This is a genomic window from Chromobacterium paludis, from assembly GCF_008275125.1.
GTDB classification, from domain to species: domain Bacteria; phylum Pseudomonadota; class Gammaproteobacteria; order Burkholderiales; family Chromobacteriaceae; genus Chromobacterium; species Chromobacterium paludis.
Genome location: NZ_CP043473.1, coordinates 1,236,846 through 1,258,195, shown reverse-complemented (window position 1 = coordinate 1,258,195; position 21,350 = coordinate 1,236,846). Strand labels below are relative to the sequence as shown.

Here is a 21,350-nt window from a genome sequence, read left to right as displayed (position 1 = left end):
TTACCTGGCTACGCTTGGTATCCGAAACCTGCGCCCAACCTCAGTTCGAGTGCGGAGGCCCTGACTCCATACCCTATACGTTGCTCAGCGAGTACAGCATTTGAGATTTCAGTTCCTGTTCTGTTTGGAACACAAAAAAAACCTCCAGGCTGCCGCCCAGAGGTTTTTGATGCGCAAAAGAATCAGGCCAGCTTAAGCAACTGCGCCCTAATCTTCTCCAACTTGTCATTCAACTCAGCCAACTGGGCCTTATCGCGCTCAACCAAATGCGCTGGCGCCTTGTCGACGTAGCCCGGCTTCTCCAGCTTGGCCGTCAGCTTGGCCAGCTCGGCTTCCACCTTGCCCTGCTCCTTGGTCAGGCGCGCGGTTTCCGCGGCCTTGTCCACTTCCACCTTCAGCATCAGGCGCGCTTCGCCGGACATCGCCACCGGCGCGTCGTCTTCCGGCAGCTTGGCCACCAGCGTGCCTTCGGTCAGACGGGCCAGCAGCTTCAGGTAAGGCACGAAGTCCGCGATGGAGGCGTCTGCGGTTTCGATGAACAGCGGGGCCTTGACGGCCGGGCCGATGCCCATTTCGCCGCGCAGATTGCGCACCGCGTTGACCATCTCCTTGAACGCTTCCATGCGGGCGTTGGCTGCCGCGCTGATCTTGGATTCGTCCGCCACCGGCCACGGGGCCAGCATCAGCGAGTCCGCCTTCTTGGCATTGGCCAGCGGGGCCACGGTCTGCCACAGCTCTTCGGTGATGAAAGGCATCAGCGGGTGGTTCAGGCGCAGCGCCACTTCCAGCACGCGCACCAGAGTGCGGCGGGTGGCGCGCTGCTGGGCTTCGTTGCCGCCCTGGATCTGCACCTTGGCCAGTTCCACGTACCAGTCGCAGTACTCGTTCCAGATGAATTCGTAGATCACCTGGGCGGCGATGTCGAAGCGGTAGGTTTCCAGCGCGTTGGTGACGTCGATCTCGGCTTGTTGCAGGCGGCCGATGATCCATTGGTCGACGAAGCTGTATTCCAGCGGCAGGCTTTCATCCTGGCCGCAGTCCTTGCCGTCCACATTCATCATCACGAAGCGGGTGGCGTTCCACAGCTTGTTGCAGAAGTTGCGGTAGCCTTCGGCGCGCTTGAAGTCGAAGTTGACACTGCGGCCCAGGGTGGCGTAGCTGGCCATGGTGAAGCGCAGCGCATCCGTGCCGTAAGCCGGGATGCCTTCCGGGAACAGCTTCTCGGTGGCCTTGGCGATGGCCGGGGCCTTTTCCGGGCGGCGCAGGCCGGTGGTGCGTTTTTCCACCAGCGGCTCCAGCGCGATGCCGTCGATCAGGTCCACCGGGTCGATCACGTTGCCCTCGGACTTGGACATCTTCTTGCCTTCGTGATCGCGCACCATGCCGTGGATGTAGACATCCTTGAACGGCACCTTGCCGGTGAAGTGCTTGGTCATCATGATCATCCGGGCTACCCAGAAGAAGATGATTTCGTAGCCGGTCACCAGCACGTTGGAGGTCAGGAAGGCTTTCAGCTCAGGCGTTTCTTCCGGCCAGCCCAGGGTGGAGAACGGCACCAGGGCGGAGCTGAACCAGGTGTCCAGCACGTCCTGCTCGCGGCGCAGGGTCTTGCCGCCGGCCTTGGCCTGGGCCTCTTCCTCGGTGCGGCCGACGTAGATGTTGCCGTCTTCGTCGTACCAGGCCGGGATTTGATGGCCCCACCACAGCTGGCGGGAGATGCACCAATCCTGGATGTTCTTCATCCACTGGTTGTAGGTGTTGACCCAGTTTTCCGGCACGAAGCGCACTTCGCCGGATTCCACGGCCTCGATCGCCTTGGCGGCGATGGATTGGCCGGTGGCGTCGCCTTCGGCCACCTTGTTCATGGCCACGAACCATTGGTCGGTCAGCAGCGGCTCGATCACGGTGCCGGTGCGGTCGCCGCGCGGCACCATCAGCTTGTGCGGCTTGGTTTCCAGCAGCAGGCCCTGGGCTTGCAGATCGGCCAGCATGGCCTTGCGCGCGTCAGAGGCGGTGAGGCCGGCGTAGGCGGCCGGCAGCTCGATGGTGCCTTGGGCGGCGCCGTCGAAGCCGAAGATTTGCGCCTTGGCCAGAATCTTGGCTTCCAGGCTCATCACGTTGATCAGCTGGGTGTGGTGGCGCTTGCCCACTTCGTAGTCGTTGAAGTCGTGCGCCGGAGTGATCTTGACGAAGCCCGTGCCAAACTCTTTATCCACGTACTCGTCGGCGATCACCGGGATGGTGCGACCGGTGAGCGGCAGCTCAAGCTGCTTGCCCAGCAGGTGCAGGTAGCGCTCGTCATCCGGGGCGATGGCCACGGCCACGTCGCCCAGCAGGGTTTCCGGACGGGTGGTGGCGACGGTGACGTACTCGTCGCTACCGACCACCGGGTATTTGATGTGCCACATATGGCCGTCTTCTTCCTCGGATACCACTTCGAGGTCGGAGATGGCGGTGCCCAGCTTGGCATCCCAGTTGGACAGGCGCTTGCCGCGGTAGATCAGGCCTTGCTCGTACAGACGGACGAAGACTTCCGTCACCACCTCGGCGCGGACGTCGTCCATGGTGAAGTATTCGCGGTCCCAATCCACGGAGCAGCCGACGCGGCGCATCTGGCTGGTGATGGTGCCGCCGGATTTTTCCTTCCATTCCCAGATCTTGCTGGTGAACGCTTCGCGGCCCATGTCGTGGCGGTTCAGGCCCTGGTCGGCCAGCTGGCGTTCCACCACGATCTGGGTGGCGATGCCGGCGTGGTCGGTGCCCGGAATCCAGACGGTGTTGTGGCCCTTCATCCGGTAGAAGCGGGTCAGGCCGTCCATGATGGTCTGGTTGAAGGCATGGCCCATATGCAGCGTGCCAGTCACATTGGGCGGCGGCAGCTGGATGGCGAAGGACGGCTTGGAGGTGTCCATGCTCGGCTTGAAATAGCCGGCCTGTTCCCAGTGTTGATACCAGCGGCGCTCGAGGTCGCCCGGTTCATAGCTCTTGGCAAGTTGTTCCATGGTGCTGAATCTTGGTTTTCTGGATGGAAAAATGGTTCGATTATAACCGGATTCAGCGGCGGGCCTGAAGCAGGAAATTCCATGCCGGGCCTTGGCGGAGGGCAACAGGCCGGCAGCCCGCCGGACATTGAGTCCGCGCGCCCCGCGCGCGGCTGCTAGTATTGGATGAAGCTCCCCACAGAGGCTGCGATGGATTCCTACACCAGTCTTGGCATTCATGAACTGCCGCTGGCGGCCACCTCGCTGATGCGCGGCGGCGTGTATCTGGTGGCAAGCGGCAGCGAGTCGCTGACGCAATCGCTGTTATTCGCCAATCTGCCCGCCTCCGCCGCGCTGCCCATGACCTGCAGCGCTCGGCTCTCGCCCGGCTCCCGCCAGAACACCGTCTGGCTGGACCGCCGCCTCAACACCGGCCACCTGGTGCTGCTGGCGCCGCGCAAGCGCTGGCTGGCCAGGGCCCAGCTGACCGATTACCTGGACGACCTGAGCCATGGCCGGGATCGCCAACCCGACGCCGGCGGCCCGCAGCTGCTGGTCATCGCGCACGCCGAGGATTATCTGAGGCTGCACCAGCCCAAGGCCTTGAAGCGGGAACTGAAGGCCGCCATGCGCTGGGCGCGCGCGCGCGATCACTGCGTTCTGTTGATCATGAACCTGGGCTATATGGACCTGGCCGCCATCTCCCAGCTGGAGCAGGCCGCGCACCGCTGCGCCGGCCTGGCGCTGGGCCAGGCGGTGGGCGTGGAAACCTTCAGCTGGCAGATCAGCCACTGGCTGGGCGCCGAAACCGTCAGCCTGGCCCAGGCGCACGTGCTGACCCGCGACGACGACGGCGCCATGTGCCTGCTGAAGGAGGAGGAGGAGCTGGCCGCCCGCCCGGCCCACGACACCCTCCAGGTCTACGCCACGCGCACCAGCCTGACCGGCAACGAGCCGCCCTCCCCGCTCTGGCAGATCTACGAAAACCTGGAGGAGCTGCTGGTGGCGGCCAAGGGCGCGGTGGCCGCCAGCGTGCTGCTGGATACCGCCAGCCAGCAACGGGAAACGCTGACCGAGGCCATTGCCCAGCTGCGCAAGCAGTGCGGGCGGCGGCTGAAAATCGTGGTGCGCGAGGTGGGCGGCCGCCGGCTGCGCCAGAACGAGGAGCAATTATTGCTGCGCCTGGGCGCCAACACCGTGCTGCCGGCGGAGCTGCATTTCGCCAGCACGGTCAATCTGATCAACGCGCTGCAGCCTGCCGTTTATCAACCCTATGTCAAGATGGAACAGCAACAGCTGCAGGACGCCAGCCAGCCCGCGCAGGACCGGGGATGGATGGAGCCGGCCGCGTTCAGCGACACCGTGCGCAAGACCGTGCAGCGCAGCAGCGCGCTCAGCATCCGCAACATGCTGGTGATACTGCAGCCTTCCTCTGGCATTACCCCGCGCGAGCTGCTGGCGCAAAGCCGCTTCCAGCGCGCGGGCGATCTCTGCACGGCGGATCGCGCGCGCGCCTACCTGTTCCTGTTCGCCTGCAATGAAACCGACGTGCCGACCGCGCTGAGCAATCTGTTCCGCCTGCCGGTGGAGGACATCGTGGAGAACGAGACCCATTGCCCGGACAGCGACAGCATCCTGCAGGCCCTGGCGCGGCTGGAGGCCGAACCGGCGCAGGCCGAAACCGAACGGGAGCCGGCCGCCGCCCCCGTGTCAGCCAAGCCGCGCGGGCCGGAGCGCGTGACGCTGCAAAAAGCGTCCCTGGCCAGGCGCGCCGTCTAGGAGACAAACATGCTGAACATCCTGCTCAGCGAATCCCAATTTCTGATACTGCTGACGGCCGTGATGGCCATCGTCATCGGCTATCTGCTGCGCGCCCTGCTGCTGCCCTGGATTGTTCGCATGCGGCAACGCCAGCTGCGCTACTTCCAGCCCCATCCCTACCACCCGGCGGACCGCGCCCCTCCGCGGCAGGGTGATCCGTCATGAGCAGCGAAACCGCCGCGCCGGCTCGTGAGCCGGCGCCCGCCGGCATGGGTGGCTGGAGCTTCTATTTCATGGCCAAGTTCGCCCTGGCTTGGCTGGGCAGCCTGAACCTGCATCCCCTGCCCAACCTGGCTTTCGCCCTGCTGCTATTGCTGCCGGCGCCGCGCGGCTGGCCCCGGTTCGCGCGCGCGCTGCTGGCCTGGCCCGCCGCCCTTGCGCTGCTTTATCAAGACAGCTGGCTGCCGCCGCCGGCCCAGTTGCTGCCGCAGCTGGCCTCCTTGCGCGGCTTCAGCCTCAGTTACTGGCTGGAGCTGGCGGGCCGGGTGCTGACGCCATCGCTGATGACCGGCATCGTGATCCTGGTGTGCGGCTACCTGCTGCTGTCGCGGCATCTGCGCCTGGGCACGCTGGTGACGCTGACCCTGTTGGGGCTGGGCGGCAGGCAGCTGTGGCAGGAACGAGCGCCCGTCATGCCCGTGGCCGCCGTGGCCACGGCCGGCGGCGCTCAGGCGGCGGCGCAAACGCCGGACGAGCGGCTGGCAGCCTTCTACCGCAGCGAGAAACAGCGCCGGGTGCAGTTCCAGCCGCTACCGGCCGGCCCCGGCTTCGACGTGCTGCTGCTGCACATCTGCTCGCTGTCTTGGGATGACCTGCAAGCCGCTGGCCTGGACCATCACCCGCTGCTCGCGCGCTTCGACATGCTGTTCACCCGCTTCAACAGCGCCGCCACCTACAGCGGCCCGGCCGCGCTGCGCGTGCTGCGCGCCAGTTGCGGCCAGCCTTCCCACGCCGCGCTATACGACCCGGCGCCGGATAACTGCTACCTGTTTTCCAACCTGGCCCAACTCGGCTTCAAAATCGAGGCCACCTTCAATCATGACGGCAGCTTCGACGGCTTTCTCAAGCAAATCCAAAGCTACGGCCACCTAAACCAGCCCTTGATCGACCAGCAGGGCCTGCCGGTCGGCCTGCGCGCCTTCGACAGCAGTCCCATCTACAACGACTACGCCACCTTGGCCCGCTGGCTGCAGCTGCGCCAGCAGGACAGCAGCCCGCATGTCGCCACCTTCTACAACACCATCAGCCTGCACGACGGCAACCGCATCCCAAACAAGCCCGGCCTGTCCACCGACGACAGCTATCGCTACCGCGCAACCCGGCTGTTCGACGACCTGAACCGTTTCATCGACCAACTGGAGCAAAACCACCGCAAGCTGATCCTGCTGATGATCCCGGAGCATGGCGCGGCGCTGCGCGGCGATAAGCAACAATTCAGCGGCCTGCGCGAAATCCCCACCCCGCGCATCACCATCCTGCCGGCCGCCATCAAGGTCATAGGCGGCGAGGGCCATCCGCAGCAGATGCGCATAAACCAGCAGGTAAGCTATTTCGCCATCACCACCATCCTGTCACGCATGCTGCAGAAGAGCCCGTTTGGCGCGGACTACCAGCCGGAAGCGTATGCGCGCGACCTGCCCACCACGCCCTATGTGGCGGAAAGCTCCGGCTATGTGATGATGCAAATCGGCTCGCGCTACCTGCTGCGGCAAAGCGACGGCTCCTGGAGCGATTACCAGCCCTGACACTACCAGACGGCAGGCGGCTCGGACGGCAGGGGCCAGGGCGGCGGCAGCGGCTTGCCCTCCTCCGCCAACGGCGCGGAGGCTGCGGTCGGCGCCGCCTTTGAAACCGCTGGCGGCTCGGCCGCGTATGTCGGCGCCGAGGCGACGCGGCGCTGCCCCGCGCGCAAACGCGCCAGGTTGTCGCGAATATCCTCCCGCCCAGGCGCAATGCGCAGCGCCCGCTCCAGCAACAGCGCCGCCGTGGACGCGTCGCCGCGGCTGGCCAGCAGCAGGGCCAGCCGGTTGATCGCCTGCGGCTGATAAGGGTGCTGCCAGTAGGCGGCGCGCGCCGCCGCCAGTTCCGCATCCGGCGCGGCCAGCAGCGGCGACGCCAAGGCCAGCCAAGCAAACAAGCACGCCGCGCGCTTCGCCATCATGCTCAGAACCCCGAATACGGCTGCAGCGGCTCCACCGGGAAAGGCAGCGGCTGCGATGCGCCATCCGGCTGATAGCGCAGATAAAGGACCAGCCGGCTGGGCTGGAAGAACTGGGAATGCTGCACATCCAGCATGCCGCCGAAAGCCAGCGTGGGACTGGCCTGGTACTCGAAGGCGCCGCTCAGCTCATAGCCCGAGCCCGGCCCGGAGCTGGCCGAGAAAAACGGGTTGCCGGCCGCCGCCTGCAAATCCGGACGCGTGGGGTAGAACGGCGCCGCGTCCTCGCGCGCGCTGGACACCGACACCGAGCCGCGCACGAAGTAACTCCAGCGCTCATTGCGCGCGGCGTAACGCAGCGGCAGCGACAGGGAGTCATACCGCTGCGGGCTATAGTAGCCGCCCTGGCCGAAGGTGAAGCCGCCCAGGTTCTTGCGGTACCAGAAGTTGATGGAATTGAGGCCCAGCGTGACCGAGCGCGCCGGCTCGTCCAGCAGCCGCCAGTAAATGCCAGCCATCGCCGTCAGGTTGCTGTTGCTTTCCACATTCTTCCCCGTCAGCTGCTGATAGGCGAAGTTGGACCAGACGCCGAAACGCCCGCCCTGGTCATAGCCCAGGCTGCCGCCGATGCTGTCCGCCACCACGCCGCCCCAGGTCTGGCCGGTAAACGGATCGCGCACGCCGGCATAGGTCAACAAAGAGCTGGTCAAGGGCCGGCGCGACAGCTCCAGCTTATAGTTCAGCGTGGACAGGCTGCCGGAATAGCGCGCGCCGCCCAGCAGATTGGACACAGGAAAGCCTATCGGGCTGTGGCCGATGTCCAGCCGCCAGCGTTCGCTCTCATAACCCAGGCCCAGCGCCGCGCCGCGCGCGCTTTGATTGCCGTAGACGGCTGCGCAGGCCTGCGGCGTGGAATTGGCGGCGCAGGCGGCCACGCTGCCGAAACGGTTCAACGTGTAGTTGTTGCCGGCATCGAGGTCCAGCGTGCCGGCGTTCATGCTGACGGCGTCGGCGCGCAGAAAGTAGCGGCCCTCGCCGCCCGCCGGCATTTCGACCCAAAGCGGCGCCTGCCACATGGACATCTGCGAGGTGCCGGGCGTGCCGTCGCCTGGCCGGCGATACAGCAGATCGGCGCCCTGCCAGACTTTGACGCTGCGCTCATCGCGCAGTTCGGCATAGCCCCGGTGCAGGCTCTCCTGCCTGGCGTCCTCCGCCGGCAGCGGCTGCAAGGGGCCGGTCGGCGGCGCCGCCGGCATCGCCTTCGCCGCCGGGACGTCGGCGGCCGCAGGCTGCGGAACCGACAGCGCCAAACCCTGCCGATACAGCTTCAAAGCCTCGTCCGGCCGATGGGCCGCGCGCGCGCGCTCCGCCAGCTGCAAGTACACGCCGGGCGTGGCCGCGCCGCTGGCCAGCAGGCGGTCCAGCTCGCGGTCCGCGCGCGCCGTCTCTCCCATCGCCCTCACCCGGTCCAGCACGCGCAGCGTGAAGTCCGGGTCGCGCTTGTCCGCAGCGGGCTGCAGCAGGCTGTCCGCCACCGCTCGCGCGTCGGCCAGGCGGCCGGCGCCGATTTCGGCGTCCAGCAGCGACAGCCTGGTCTCCTCGTCATTGGGCCTCGCGTCCAGCAGCTTGCCGGCGCGGGAGATGGCGGCGGGCCAATTCTTTTGCCGCAGGTCGATGGCCAGCAGGCCGCGCTGCAAGCTGGCGCTGTCCGGCGCCAGGGCCGCGGCGCGCCGCAGAATAGCATCGGCCTCATCCTGCCGGCCGGCCGCGCGCGCCTGTTCGGCCTGCGCCACGGCCAGGTCGGCCCGCAGCCCATCCAGCGTCTGCCGCTGCTCCGCGCGCATGCGTTCCCGCTCATGCATGGCGGCGTCCAGCAAGGGCTGGGCCGCGGCCAGCTCGCCCTGGCCCAGCAACAAATCGGCATACGCCAGTTGGCTGTCCAGCGTCGGCTGCCGCAGATACAGCGATTGCAGCAAACGCCTGGCGCGCGCGGTCTCGCCCAGTCTTTGCCAGGCGGCGGCAAGCTCGCCCAGGCGGGCCACATCGTCGCCCATGGCGGACTCCGCCGCCAGCAGCCTTTGCCGCGCCGGGTCCGGCCTACCCTGCGCCACCTCCGCCACCGCCAGCGCCACCGTCTGGTTCAGCCAGACGCGGCGCTGCAAGGCGGCCATGCCCGGCGTGCGCGCGGCGGGCGGCACCCGCTCCAAGGCGCCCAGCGCGGCGCGGTTGGCGTCGCGCTTGGACTCGAACAAGGCGTAGGCGTATAGATTGGCCGGATCCGCCTGCGGCGGAGCCGCCAGCTCGTTCAGCAGCGCGCTGCCCTCCTCGCCCTTGCCCAGAGCCAGCAAGGCGCTGGCCAAGGCGTAGCGGTTCCACACATTTTGCGGCTGCAAGGCCACAGCCTGGCGCAAATAAGGCAGCGCCGGCCCGGCCTGGCCCTTGTCCAGCCAAGCGTCCCCGCGCGCGCGCGCCAGCTGCGCCTGCGCCGTGACATAGGATTCGCCCAGCTTGGCCCGTTGCGCGGCGGGGATGGCAGCCAGCAATTGGCCCGCCTCGTCGAAGCGTCCTTGATCCAGGTAGCCGCCCATCAGCCCCGCCAGCGCGGCGCCGCTGTCCGGCCGGCGCCGCAGTACCAGCCAGTAGCCGTCGCGCGCGGCGGCCGCATGCCCTTGCGCGGCTTCCCAGTCCGCCTGCGCCAGCAGCACGTCCGCATCCTCCGGATGCGCCTGCCTGGCCGCATCCAGCAGCCGGCGCGCGCCGGACCAGTCCTGCTGTTTCATCGCCTCGCCTATCCGTGCCAGATCGGCGGCCAGCTGCGCCCCGGCGATGCGCGGGCCCCAGCCGTCGCCGCCCAGGGTCTGGCCGCTGCGATAGCTGGCCACGGCCTCGCCGTAGCGGCCCTGCTTCTCGCGCAGCCGGCCCAGACTCTGCCAGTATTCGGGCAATTGGCGATAGCGCGCCGCGGCCAGCTTGAGATCGCGCTCCGCCAAGTCCAGCCGGTTGGCGTCCAGCTCGCGCCCGGCCGCCAGCAGCGCGCGGTAGCCGGGATCGGCCAGCAAGGTTTGCTGGCGCTGCCGATTGGCTTGCACCTCGTCCATCTTGGCCCGCACGGTGGCGTCGTCCGGGGCGCGCTCCAGGTAGGCCTGGTAGTCGGCCTGCGACCAGCCCTGGTCTGCCTGCAACAGCGCGCGCCGCCACTGCGCCAGTGCGTCGCCGCGGCTGTCGTCAAAACCGCTCAGCGTTTTCAGTTCGTCCAGCACCGCGCGCGGCACCGGCGGGTGCAGCAGGTAAATATTGCTCAGCGCCAGCCTGGCCGCATGATTGGACTGGCCGCGCGCGACGATGGCTTGCAGCTCGGCCCGGGCGCGCTCCCAGCTCCCAGGCAAGCGCGCCGCCACCTGCCAATACTCCAATGCCAAGGGGCCATCCGGCGGCCGGCCCTGGTACACCTCATTGAAAGCGGCGTAGGCTTCCTCCACCTTGCCGATGGCGAACAGCTCATGCGCCCGCAACAGCTTGCCGCGGTCCGCGCCCAGCACGCGCTGCATCTGCTCCACCCTGGCGATGCCGGGATGGCCTGGGTAGAGCGCGCGCAGTTTCGCCAGCGTCTGCGCGGCTTGCTTGTCCTGCTTCAATTGCAACTGGCCCAGCGCCTGCAGCGTGAGCGCCTCAGCGTGCTGCGGCGACGGCCCGGCTGATAGCCGGTAAAACCGCTCCAGCGCCTGCTGCGCTTCCTGCGGGCGCCCCATTTCCTGCCAATGCCTGGCTTGCTGCAGCAGCTCCTGCCCGGGATCCACCGCCGCGGCGCAAGCCGGCATGGCCAGCAGGCTCAGCGCGAGACCGTGTGCGATGCGGGACATGCATCCTCCCAGGCGGGCAACAGTTCTCCCTCGGCGCCGAAGCGGTAGCGGCCTTGCAGCCAGCCTTGGCCGAACAGCATCAGCACATGGTCATAGTAAGCGTCGGGTCGGCCCGGCAGGGCCGCGATGCGGTTCTGCTGGGCCTGCAGCGCCGCCGCCTCGCCCTGCGCATGCAGCAGGGGCAACAAGGCGGCGGAAAAACCGGCGGGGCCGACGCCCGCGGCCTGGCCGTTGCGGCTGTCCACCGTTTCTGGCGGCTCGCCGGTTTGCACCACCCGCTGCGCCATGGGGCGATAGCGGCGCAGCAGTTCGTCTCGCAGCGGCGCCGTCGGCGCCAGCATGCCGGCCCACAGGTAGACGCGGATGGCGCCATAGCTGCCCAGGGCCCGGCTCTCCGCATCGGCCAGCAACCCCTTGCCTGGCTGATAGGCCAGCCAGTCCGGCGCGAAACCGGCAGGCGCGCCGTCCAGCAACACGCGCGACGTGCTATGCCGCAGCTTGGCCCAATCGGTGTCCGGCAAAGCCGTGCCCAGACGCGCCACCAGCTGCGGCGGCAGGTAGCTGGGATTGAGCCTGGCGCCGCCATCCGCGCTGCGGAAGCCCACCCGGCCAGGCAGCAGCGTCAGCCCCAGCCCCGGCAGATCCGCCGTCTCCTGCTCCAGAATGCGCTGCGCCAGCTGCCGGCCCAGTGCGGCGTAGCGCGGCGTCCGCCACAGCCGGCCCGCCTCCAGCAGGTCATAGGCGATCCACATGTCGGAATCAGACGCGCTGTTGTCGTCCAGCACGCCCCAGCCGCCGTCCTTTCGCTTGCCCCACAGCCAGGCGGGCAGCCGCGCGGCCAGATCGCCAGCGGCCAGATTGTCCCGCGTCCAGCCCAATAGACGCTCAAACGCAGGCGGATCGTTTGCCACCAGGGCAAAAAACAGGGCGTAGCTTTGCCCCTCGCTGGTGGTCACGCCGCCATCGCGGCCGTGGTCTATGACTCTGCCTTCCGCCGAGACGAAATGCTGCGCGAACGCCCGCCACTGCGGCCAATCCTCGCATGGACCGCCAGCGGCCCGCGCCGCCGCCAAGCCGGCGCACAGCGCCAGCCAAGCTCCCGTCCGCTTCAGCGCGCGCATCGCCTTACTCCCGCAACCGGCGCGACGCCATGGAACGGAAAATGCGCAGAATGGCCAGCGCCGCGATCAGCACCGCGATGGCCGACAGGCTGACCAGCAACAGCGGATGGCCGGACAGGTAGAGCCAGATCCACGACCAAAGGGGCAGGCTGCCCACATGGTAGATGGGACCGATCTGCTCGCTGCTCACCTCCTCGCCGCGCAGCAGGGTCACGCTGCCAGCCATCTGCGCCAGCTTGGCGTCGTCGGTCAGCGCGTCCGCGGCGGAGCGCATGGCCTCCGCGCTGGAGGCGGTGATGATGACGGCGCTGCGCCCCTGGCGCAAAGGCGACTCCAGGCCGAGGAAGGCCGCCACCTTGCCGTGCGCGACGAAATCCGCCACGCCGCTGACCGGATTGTTCTGCTTGCGGAACAGCTTCAGGCTCAGCTCGGTTTCCTTTGGCTCGTTCAGGCCTTCCGCCACCCGCCTGTCATCGCCGTCCAGCACGGTGGGCAGCAGCTTGCGCCAGCGCTTGAGCAACTGGAGCCGCTGCGAGTCGCCCACGATCAACAGATTGGCATCCAGCAAGGGAGGCAGCTGGTCCTCGGCCAGCAGGCGGAAGCGCAAGCCGGGATAGCCGCTGGCGGTGCCCAGGAAACCCAGCGCGGTGAGGTAGGCGCTGATGTCCTCGCGCGCCGGCTGCCGCGGCAACACCACCGTGGTGTCCGCCAGATCCGCCAGCCGGGTGAAGGGGTAGCCGGAGCTGGCGAACAGGGCCAGGTTGGGCATCTCGGCGTAGTGCGGGTATTGGCTGAAGTCTATCGTGGAGTCCGGGTCCACCTCGGCGCGGTTATTGTCCACCAGACCGCCGCTGCACTCGCCCTGCTTGTCCGAGGCGAAGGTAAACTGGAATTGCAGCTCGCTGCGGCTGCTGACGCGGAAAGGCGGCAGCAGAATCTGGTCGACATTGCTGAGCAGGCCGTTCTCCAGCACCGGCAGGCGCAAGCTGGTTTCCACGCCGCCTATGCCGCTGGACTTCAGCGCCAGGCTCTGCACGAAGAAGTCGTTGATGCCGATATTGAGCCTGGAGTCGCTGGCCTTCTGCGGCCCGGTATAGCGGAACTTCAGGTTCAGCGGAATGCCGCGGCTGCCCCAGGTGAACAGGTCGCCCGGCACGCGGAACGACACCTTGATCGGCGCCAGTTGCTGGCCCGTCACCGTCAAGTCCCGCTGCTGCGTCACCAGGTCGCCCAGCCGCGTGGGCTTGACCGAGCTGACCCAGTTGGGCGCGTCGTAAGGCAAACGCGGCGCTTCCAGCCTGGCCTGGCGCACGCTGACCAGGCTGCCGGTCATGCCGGATTGGCCCAGCGCCATGGCGCGCACCGCCTGTTGCAAATCCTCGTCGTTGCGCCCCAGCACCAGCAACAGCTTGCGCTCCGGCCGCAGCGGGTTGGACATGATGGCTAGCATAGGTCCCGCCACCGGCGGCAGGCTGGCCAGGAAGGCGGGCCGCGCGTCATTGCTGGCGAAGACAATGGCATGCTGAGTGGGCGGCAAGCTGTTCAACAAGGCATGGAAGCGCGCCCCGCGCCAGCCCGCCTGCGCGCCGAACCATGACGCCAGCTCTCCGGCCGCGCGCAGCGTGCCCAGCGAGGGCCGGACGCCGAACACCATGGGCAGGTCCAGCGTGGAAAAGTCACGCTTGTCGAAGAACGGCTCCGGAAAGTAGGTCAGATCGTCCGCCAGCTTCAGCGCTTGCACCGTCATCTGCACTCGGCTGGTATTGCTGATCTCGGCCCAGATGCTGCTGTGCGCCTCGTTCTCGCAACGGTTGGTATAGTGGCCGATCAGGCGGAACTGCAGCCGGTTGAAGTCCGTCAGCAAGCTCGGATTCAGCGTCAGCGTCGCCTCCTGCTGCTTGCCGCCCTGTCCCTTGGCAAACGGCAGCACGGTGACGATTTCGTCGTTCAGCATCACCTGGATGTGCGACAAGTCGGTCAGCAGGGCCGGCGAGAAGGTGTAGCGCAGATGCAGGGTCATGCCGGTGATCAGCTCGTCGCCGCGGCTGCCGAAGCTGACGGTGCCGACGCTGCCCCCGCCGCGCAGCTGCAGCGGGGCATGGACGCCGATCTGCTTCAGGCTCAAGTCTCGGGTGATGACCCAGGGCGCGGCCTCGGCAGCCGGCGCGCTGGCATCGGCACCCGCCGCCAGGCTGGGCGCGGCGCACAGCGCCAGCAATATGGCTATCAGGCGCAACAGGCATCTCGCTCCTTGCGCCATGCTCACTCCCTCACCGCCTGCGGCGGCCGCGGCAGCAGGCTGGCCAGCCATTGCCACAGCCCCCAACGCAGATGGCCGCGCATGACCCAAGGCAGCACCAGCAACAACAATCCGCGGAGGCTGTGCCAGCCAAAGCGCAGGATATCGACCGCGCTGCTCATCGGACTCTCTTCCTGCTGTCTGACCTCGCGCAGCTGCCAGGCGTCGGAGCGGCCAAACGTGCATTGCACCAGATCGCTTTGCTGCATCAACGTCAGGTCGACGAAGCGCACGCTGAGCCTGTCGCCCTTGGAAAAGACCAGGCGGCACGGAAAGGCGTAGCTGCGCCCATCCACCCGCAGCGACAGGTCCAGTTCGGTGTCGCGCGGCAGCTTGAGCTTGGACTGGCTGTTCAATTGCAGCGCCATGCCGCCCTCGGAATAATCCAGGGTATGGCAGCGGCAGGCCTTGCCATCGGGCAGATGCAGCGTGACCGGCAGGCTGGCGCGGACGCGATGCGTCACCCGCACCTGGCGCAGCTCGCGCGCCACCGCCAGCGCCACGCCCAGCAACATGGCGTTGTAGCCGGCCCAAATCAGATTGACGATGACGGTGCCCACCTCATAGGACAAGCCATACACCAGGCGGTAAATGCCCATTCCCATGCCGGCCAGGATCAGCAGCAGCAGGGCCAGATAGGGCCGGGAAATGCCCCAGTCCACGTAATCCTCTTCCTTCACCCCGCCCTTGGCCGTCACATTGAAGCGCCCCAGCCCGGGAAACAGCAGCGCCACCGTGGTGGGCGGAATGATGTAGCACGCCAGCACGGTCTCGTACACCTCGCCCCAGAACGAACGGCGGAACTGGCTATGCATGCGCGAATTGCTCAACACGGAAAACACCATGTGCGGCAACACATACAACACGATGCCCAAAGCCGGCGCGTAAATGGTGTAGGCATGGAAAAACAGGAAGGCCAGCGGCGACAGCAGGAAGATCAAGCGCGGCATGCCGTTGAGGAAGTGCAGCATGGCGTTGAGATAGCACAGCCGCTGCGCCCAGGTCAGCCCCTGGCCGAACAGGGGATTGTCGCAACGGAAGATCTGCGCCATGCCGCGCGCCCAGCGTATGCGCTGGCCGATATGGGCGGACAGGCTCTCCGTGGCCAGCCCGGCCGCGGCCACCTTGTTGATGTAGGCTGAGCGGTAGCCCGAGCGATGCAGCTTGAGAGAGGTATGGGCGTCTTCGGTCACCGTGTCGGTGGCGATGCCGCCCACCGACATCAGGTGGGTCCGTCTCAGCACCGCGCAGGAGCCGCAAAAGAAGGTGGCGTTCCACAAGTCGTTGCCGTCCTGCACCCGGCCGTAGAACAGCTCGCCCTCATTGGGCACCTTGCCCTGGGTTTCCAGATTGCGCTCGAAGGGGTCGGCCGAGAAGAAATGGTGAGGCGTCTGCACCAGCGCAAGCTGGCCATCCTTGAGGAAGCCGCCCATGGTGCAACGCAGGAAATCGCGTGTCGGGATGTGGTCGCAATCGAAGATGGCGACAAACTCGCCATCGGTCACGCCCAGCGCGTGATTGATATTGCCGGCCTTGGCATGCTTGTGCTCTTCGCGCGTGATGTAATTGGCGCCCATGCGCAGCGCGAACTCCCGCACCTCCTCGCGTTGGCCGTCGTCCAGCACATGCACGCGCAGCTTGTCGAAAGGCCAGTCCAGGCGCAGGGCCGACATCACCGTGGGCCTCAGCACGCGCAGAGGCTCGTTATAGATGGGAATGAGCACATCCACCGTCGGCAGCAGGCTTTCATCCTCCGGCAGCTCCGCCACCGGCCGCTGCAATACCCAGGAGGACTGGAAATAGCCGAGCAAGAGCACCAGCCAGGCGAACAGCTCGGCCGACAGCAGCAACAGGCCGAACGTCATGTTCATCCAGGTATCGTCGTTGAGCGTGCTGGTGATTCGCCACCACATATAGCGCGTGGACACCACGGTGGAAAACACCATCAGGATCAGGGTGCTGACTTGGCCTGGCACCCGGCGCACCCACAAGGCGATCAGCAGCAGCACGCCGGAGAACACCGCCTGCGAAACCTCGTCGAACGGCGTGGTGACGCAGATCGCCACCAGCGACAAGGCCGCCAGGTAGAGCGCCAGCCGCATCACCCCGTTTTCCCACCATGGCTTTGTCGCCAGGCTTTCTTCCCAGCGATGCAGGCGCTCGTAGTCAAACCAGCCGGGATGGCGGCCCTTGAGCCAGGCCCAGCCGCGGCCATGCAGCGCCCGCGCCGCGACGGCCGCCGCGCGCAGACGGCGCCAGCTCTCACGCAGACTGCGCCATGGATCCTGTTTTTCCGGCGTGACAAACAGTCCCAGCCACAGCAGTTGCAAGGGAATGCGTATGCCGTCCGCCGCGCGCAATCGGCCAAAGTCCACATGCGGAAAATAGCGCCGGCCCCACGCCAGCCAGCCTGGCTCCGGCATGACGAAAAACAGCGACAACAGGCACAACCAAGGCTTGCCCGCATCGTCAGGATGCAGCAGCTTCCACTTGACGGCGGAGGCCGACCAGGACGCGACGCTCAGCATAGCGCGGCCTCGCTCGTCTCGTCGGCCAGCCTCACGGCCAGCCAAAGCGACAGCTGGCGCAGATCGTCCACCGCCTGGCTGTCTGGCGCATAGGCCGCCACCGGCAGCCCCGCGGCCAAGGCCTCGCGCATGGTTTCGTCCCACATCACCGGCAGCGGCGACAGGCGGTTGCCCAGCATCAGCCGCAGCAGCTGTTCCACATCGCGGTCCAGCCGGCGCGCCGGGTCAAACTGATTGATCAGGAACAGAATGCGCTGACGCGCCTTGCCCCGTTCCAGCCACTCTGCTTCCAGCCGGGCGGCAAGCGCATTGCTGATGGGGTCCGGCGGCAGCACGGCCAGGACGTGGGAACAGGCGGACAGCGCCAGCTCTCGGCACATGCCCGGGTCAAGGGGCGTATCCAGCAGAACCAGATCATCCGCGGGGCGGTCCAGCCTCGCCAGCTCCTGGCGCAGCCAATCCGCGCGCAAACCGGCGGCCTGGACCACGCCGCGCGGCAAATTGCCGTGCGGCACCAGCATCAGGCCATTGCCCACCCGCCACGCCGTCTGCGCCCAATCCTGGCCCTCCAGCAGGCTGGCATGCCAGCCGGCCTCTTCGCTCCAGGGCACGCCAAAGTGCAGCCGCAGCAGGTTCTGCGGACACAAATCCATGATCAGGGTCGATTTGGCCTGTTCCTGGCGATGCCAGGCCAAGGCCGCGGCAATCGCACTGGCGCCGCAACCTCCCTTGACCCCACAGACCGACAATATAGTCATGCACGCCTCTGTCTAAAGGCTGTGTCCAGTCGGTTTCATAAAGTGACGACACGCGAGGCCCCGCACGCCCCGCCACGCCGGCCTACGCCGGCCACCAGCCGCCCTCGCCCGCCTTGCGGCCGGCACTGCGCTCTGTATAGCGCATCCGATTGGCTGATTCCTGCCGTGCACTCGATCCGGCGCTCAAAGCCCGCCGGTTCTCAACACAGACTCATCCCGATACATTTATTCTGCTTACGCATGTCAAGCACGCAAAAATGCGTGCCAGTCCATTCCATATTGGCACAGGGATCGCGCTTTTACAGGGATGAGGCGCGGCGCGGTTTTCGCTCAATGCGCGGCTGCGCGGGAGAACAGGTTGATCACCGCCACGCCGGCGATGATCAGGCCCATGCCAGCCACGGCGGCCAGATCCAGTTTCTGGCCATACAGCAACCAGGCGATCAGCGAAACCAGCACGATGCCGATGCCGGACCACAAGGCGTAAGCCACGCCCACCGGGATGTGGCGCAGCGTTTGGGACAGCAGGTAAAAAGCCAGCAGATAACCGCCAGCAGTCAGCAGGGACGGCCACAATCGGGTAAAGCCGTCCGACGCCTTCAGCGCCGAAGTAGCCACCACTTCGGACACGATGGCCCCCATCAGAAACAACCATATCTTCATGCCATCACTCCATAGCTGCCGCCAAGCCCCGCCGCGCCAGCAGGCGAGCGCGAAGGTGGTCGTACAGCCAGTTGAACACATAGGTATACGGCAGGAAAAACACAAAGAAGCCCAGGTCCAGCAGCAAAGCCTGCCACCAACCCACGCCCAGCCACCACGCGGCCAGCGGCACCAACATGACCACCAGGCCGCCCTCAAAGCCCAGCGCATGCGCGCTACGCACGGCCACCGTGCGCCGCCAGCCAAACCGCTTTTCCAGCCGCTCGAACCAAGCGTTGAACACCATATTCCACAACATGGCCACCGTGGACATCATCAGCGCCAGCGCGCCCATATGCAGCACATTCTCTTGCATCAGCATGGCCGCCAGCGGCACCAGCAGCGCCATGGCGCAGGCCTCGTACAGCACCGCGTGCAGTATCCGTTCGCCCAGTTTCTTGTCGCTCGCAAGCATGGACTTCTCCCATCAAAAAAGTGCGATGCGGCGGATTATGATAGGAAAAACGGATATTATAAAAATAATAGTCATCGGAAAATCCGATATGAATTTCTCTCTAGATGCCCTATCCGCCTTCGTCTACGCCGCCGAGCTCGGCTCTTTCTCCGCCGCCGCGCGCCGCCTGGGCAAGAGCCAGTCCACCATCAGCGAAGCCATCGCCAACCTGGAAATCGACCTGGGCAACCCGCTATTCGACCGCGCGACGCGCCAACCCAGACTCAGCGCGGCAGGCCAGCTACTGCTGCCTCAGGCGCGCCAACTCCTGGCGGCCAGCCAAGACCTGCGCCAGCAAGCGGCGCAATTGCAAGCGGGGGTGGAAGCCCGGCTGACCATCGTGCTGTCCGACACCTTTCAGTCTCAGACCCTGGAAAAGGTCGCCTGCCGGCTGGAAGAACGCTTCCCCATGCTGGAGCTGGAGTGTCTGGTGGGCGAGCAGGAGGACGTCCTGGACTTGATCCTGTCCGGCCGCGCCCAATTGGGCCTGGTGGGCGCCATGGACCGTTATCCGCCCGACATCCGCCGCCAGCGCCTGCGCGACGCCAGCGAGCTGGCGCTATACGCCGCCCACGGCCATCCCCTGGCCGCCCTGCCTCATGTCGACGACACGCAATTGAGCCGGCATAGGCAGCTCAGGCTGAATACCTATGGAGATAAAACGCCGCCCCACTCGGGCCAGCGCCAATGGTATGCGCCCAGCTACCTGATGTTGCTGGACATGGCGCGGCTGGGCGTAGGCTGGGCCGAGCTGCCCTGCTGGCTGGTCAAAAGCTTCGGCGGCGGCGAACTGAAACAGCTGGCCGCGCCTGGTTGGCCCCAACGCCTGCCGGTGGACCTGGTTTGGGCATGCAGCCGGCCACTGGGGCCGGCTGCCAGCTGGCTGCGCGAACACCTCGCCTGAGGACAAGACAAAACCGGCCCAAGGGGCCGGTTTGCTTTGATGCCGATCAGACTCGCGCTCAAGCCAGCGCCAGCGCCGGACTCCAGCCCTGCGGGATCGCCCCCAGCAGCTTCTTGGTGTAGCCATCCTTCGGCTCGCGGTAGATCACGTCCGCGTCCGCCTGCTCCACCACCTGCCCCTTGTTCATCACCAGCACCTGGTCCGAGATGTGCTTCACCACCGCCAGATCGTGCGAAATGAACAGATAGGACAGCTTGAATTCGTCCTGCAGATCCTGCAGCAGGTTCAGCACCTGCGCCTGCACCGACACGTCCAGGGCCGACACCGATTCGTCGCAGATCAGCACTTCCGGCTTCAGCGTCAGGCAGCGCGCGATGGCGATCCGCTGGCGTTGGCCGCCGGAGAACTCGTGCGGGTACTTGGCCAAGGCCCCGGCCGGCAGCCCTACCTTGTCCAGCAGGTCTTGCGCCAGACGGCGGCGCTGGCCGGCGTCCTGCCCGATGCCGTGCAGCTGCATCGGCTCGGTCAGGATCTGCTCCACCGTGAAGCGCGGATTCAAGGACGCGTACGGGTTCTGGAAGATGATCTGGATGCGCTTCTTGTAGGCGTGGAACGCCTTGGCGCTCATGCCGATCAGGTCCTGGCCGTGGAACAATACCCGGCCGGCCGTGGCCTGGTGCAAGCGCACCAGGGTCAGCCCCACCGTGGTCTTGCCGGAGCCGGACTCGCCGACGATGCCCAGGGTCTTGCCCTTGGCCAGCTGGAAGGACACGTCCTTCACCGCGTGGAACTGCCGTTTGCCGAACAAGCCTTCGCGGATGTCGAAGCTCTTGCACAGGCCCTGCACGTCCAGCACGATCTCGTCGCCCGCCGCGTAGCCGCGCTCGCGGTGCGGCGGCTCCACGTACGGCTCCGGCCTCAGGAAGTCGTCGATCACCGCCAGCCTGGCCGGGCGGCGGTCCAGGTGCGGACGGCACGACAGCAGCGCCTTGGTGTAGGCGTCCTGCGGGTTCTCGAAGATCTGCTTCACCGTGCCCTGCTCGCGGATCACGCCGTGGCGCATCACCACCACTTCGTCGGCGAACTCGCCCACCACCCCCAGGTCGTGGGTGATGAACAGCACCGACATGCCGTGCTTCTTCTGCAGGTCGGCGATCAATTGCAGAATCTGCTTCTGAATCGTGACATCGAGCGCCGTGGTCGGCTCGTCGGCGATCAACAGCTTGGGTTCGCAGGCGATGGCGATGGCGATCATCACCCGTTGCTGCTGGCCGCCGGACAGCTCGTGCGGGTAGCTCTTCACCCGCTTCTCCGGCTCCGGCAGGCCCACCTCGGTCAACAGCTCCACCGCGCGCTTCCACGCGGCGGAACGCGACAGGCCGGCGTGCAGCGTCAGCGTTTCCACGATCTGCTCGCCCACGGTGAACACCGGGTTCAGGGAGCTCATCGGCTCCTGGAAGATCATGGCGATGTCCTTGCCGCGCAGGCGGCGCAGCTCCGACGCGCTCAGCTTCAGCAGGTCGCGCCCGGCGAAGCGCAGCTCGGACGCCGGGTCGATCTCGCTGGTCTGCGGCGGCAAGAGCTGCATGATGGCCATCGACGTCACCGACTTGCCGGAGCCGGATTCGCCCACCAGCGCCACCGTGCGGTGGGCCGGGATATCGAAGCTCACGCCCTTCAAGGCCTCGAAGCGGCCGCCGTTTTCCTGGCGGAAACGCACGCGCAGGTTGCGCACCGACAGCAGGATGTTGTTATCGCTCATTT

General features: G+C 66.6%; 14 protein-coding genes. 4 read left to right on the top strand and 10 right to left on the bottom strand.

Annotated features, from left to right (window positions below):
- Positions 1–182: 182 nt before the first annotated feature.
- Positions 183–3,002 carry a valine--tRNA ligase gene (locus FYK34_RS05660; RefSeq protein WP_149295460.1) on the bottom strand — a complete coding sequence of 940 codons (2,820 nt, stop codon included), beginning with the start codon at positions 3,000–3,002 and terminating at the stop codon, positions 183–185.
- A gap of 189 nt (positions 3,003–3,191) precedes the next feature.
- Between FYK34_RS05660 and bcsE the strand changes: the two genes are divergently transcribed.
- The 3 genes from bcsE to bcsG are packed head-to-tail and all read left to right on the top strand — an operon-like array spanning position 3,192 to position 6,547.
- The gene (bcsE, locus tag FYK34_RS05655) at positions 3,192–4,760 is read left to right on the top strand and encodes a cellulose biosynthesis protein BcsE (protein ID WP_168209655.1); all 1,569 of its coding nucleotides are present in this window, start codon (positions 3,192–3,194) and stop codon (positions 4,758–4,760) included.
- 9 nt (positions 4,761–4,769) lie between these two features.
- Positions 4,770–4,967, top strand: coding sequence for a hypothetical protein (locus tag FYK34_RS05650; protein ID WP_149295458.1), 198 nt, complete (start codon positions 4,770–4,772; stop codon positions 4,965–4,967).
- A complete protein-coding gene (gene bcsG, locus FYK34_RS05645; RefSeq protein ID WP_149295457.1) occupies positions 4,964–6,547 on the top strand; it encodes a cellulose biosynthesis protein BcsG in 1,584 nt (527 codons plus the stop codon). Before FYK34_RS05650 ends, bcsG begins: the two co-directional genes overlap by 4 nt.
- A gap of 2 nt (positions 6,548–6,549) precedes the next feature.
- Here bcsG and FYK34_RS05640 read toward each other — a convergent pair whose 3' ends face one another.
- From FYK34_RS05640 to FYK34_RS05600, 8 genes are all read right to left on the bottom strand, one after another.
- Positions 6,550–6,963, bottom strand: a complete 414-nt coding sequence (locus FYK34_RS05640) for a hypothetical protein (protein ID WP_149295456.1) — start codon at positions 6,961–6,963, stop codon at positions 6,550–6,552.
- Positions 6,964–6,965: 2 nt separating this feature from the next.
- On the bottom strand, positions 6,966–10,820 hold the full coding sequence (locus tag FYK34_RS05635; protein ID WP_168209654.1) for a cellulose synthase subunit BcsC-related outer membrane protein: 3,855 nt from the start codon (positions 10,818–10,820) through the stop codon (positions 6,966–6,968).
- Entirely contained in the window at positions 10,790–11,941 is a 1,152-nt protein-coding gene (bcsZ, locus tag FYK34_RS05625; protein WP_149295453.1) for a cellulose synthase complex periplasmic endoglucanase BcsZ, read from the bottom strand. The genes FYK34_RS05635 and bcsZ overlap by 31 nt, the downstream gene beginning before the upstream one ends.
- Positions 11,942–11,945: 4 nt before the next feature.
- The gene (bcsB, locus tag FYK34_RS05620) at positions 11,946–14,177 is read right to left on the bottom strand and encodes a cellulose biosynthesis cyclic di-GMP-binding regulatory protein BcsB (protein ID WP_168209653.1); all 2,232 of its coding nucleotides are present in this window, start codon (positions 14,175–14,177) and stop codon (positions 11,946–11,948) included.
- 26 nt (positions 14,178–14,203) lie between these two features.
- On the bottom strand, positions 14,204–16,768 hold the full coding sequence (gene bcsA / locus FYK34_RS05615; RefSeq protein ID WP_231137379.1) for a UDP-forming cellulose synthase catalytic subunit: 2,565 nt from the start codon (positions 16,766–16,768) through the stop codon (positions 14,204–14,206).
- Positions 16,762–17,526, bottom strand: coding sequence for a cellulose biosynthesis protein BcsQ (bcsQ, locus tag FYK34_RS05610; protein WP_149295451.1), 765 nt, complete (start codon positions 17,524–17,526; stop codon positions 16,762–16,764). Before bcsQ ends, bcsA begins: the two co-directional genes overlap by 7 nt.
- A 330-nt stretch (positions 17,527–17,856) precedes the next feature.
- The gene (locus FYK34_RS05605; RefSeq protein ID WP_149295450.1) at positions 17,857–18,189 is read right to left on the bottom strand and encodes an SMR family transporter; all 333 of its coding nucleotides are present in this window, start codon (positions 18,187–18,189) and stop codon (positions 17,857–17,859) included.
- A gap of 4 nt (positions 18,190–18,193) precedes the next feature.
- The gene (locus FYK34_RS05600) at positions 18,194–18,643 is read right to left on the bottom strand and encodes a multidrug/biocide efflux PACE transporter (RefSeq protein ID WP_149295449.1); all 450 of its coding nucleotides are present in this window, start codon (positions 18,641–18,643) and stop codon (positions 18,194–18,196) included.
- Positions 18,644–18,731: 88 nt separating this feature from the next.
- Between FYK34_RS05600 and FYK34_RS05595 the strand changes: the two genes are divergently transcribed.
- A complete protein-coding gene (locus FYK34_RS05595) occupies positions 18,732–19,586 on the top strand; it encodes a LysR family transcriptional regulator (RefSeq protein ID WP_149295448.1) in 855 nt (284 codons plus the stop codon).
- Positions 19,587–19,644: 58 nt separating this feature from the next.
- On the opposite strand, the gene FYK34_RS05590 is transcribed toward FYK34_RS05595, so the two are convergent.
- Positions 19,645–21,348 carry an ABC transporter ATP-binding protein gene (locus tag FYK34_RS05590; RefSeq protein ID WP_149295447.1) on the bottom strand — a complete coding sequence of 568 codons (1,704 nt, stop codon included), beginning with the start codon at positions 21,346–21,348 and terminating at the stop codon, positions 19,645–19,647.
- Positions 21,349–21,350: the final 2 nt, after the last annotated feature.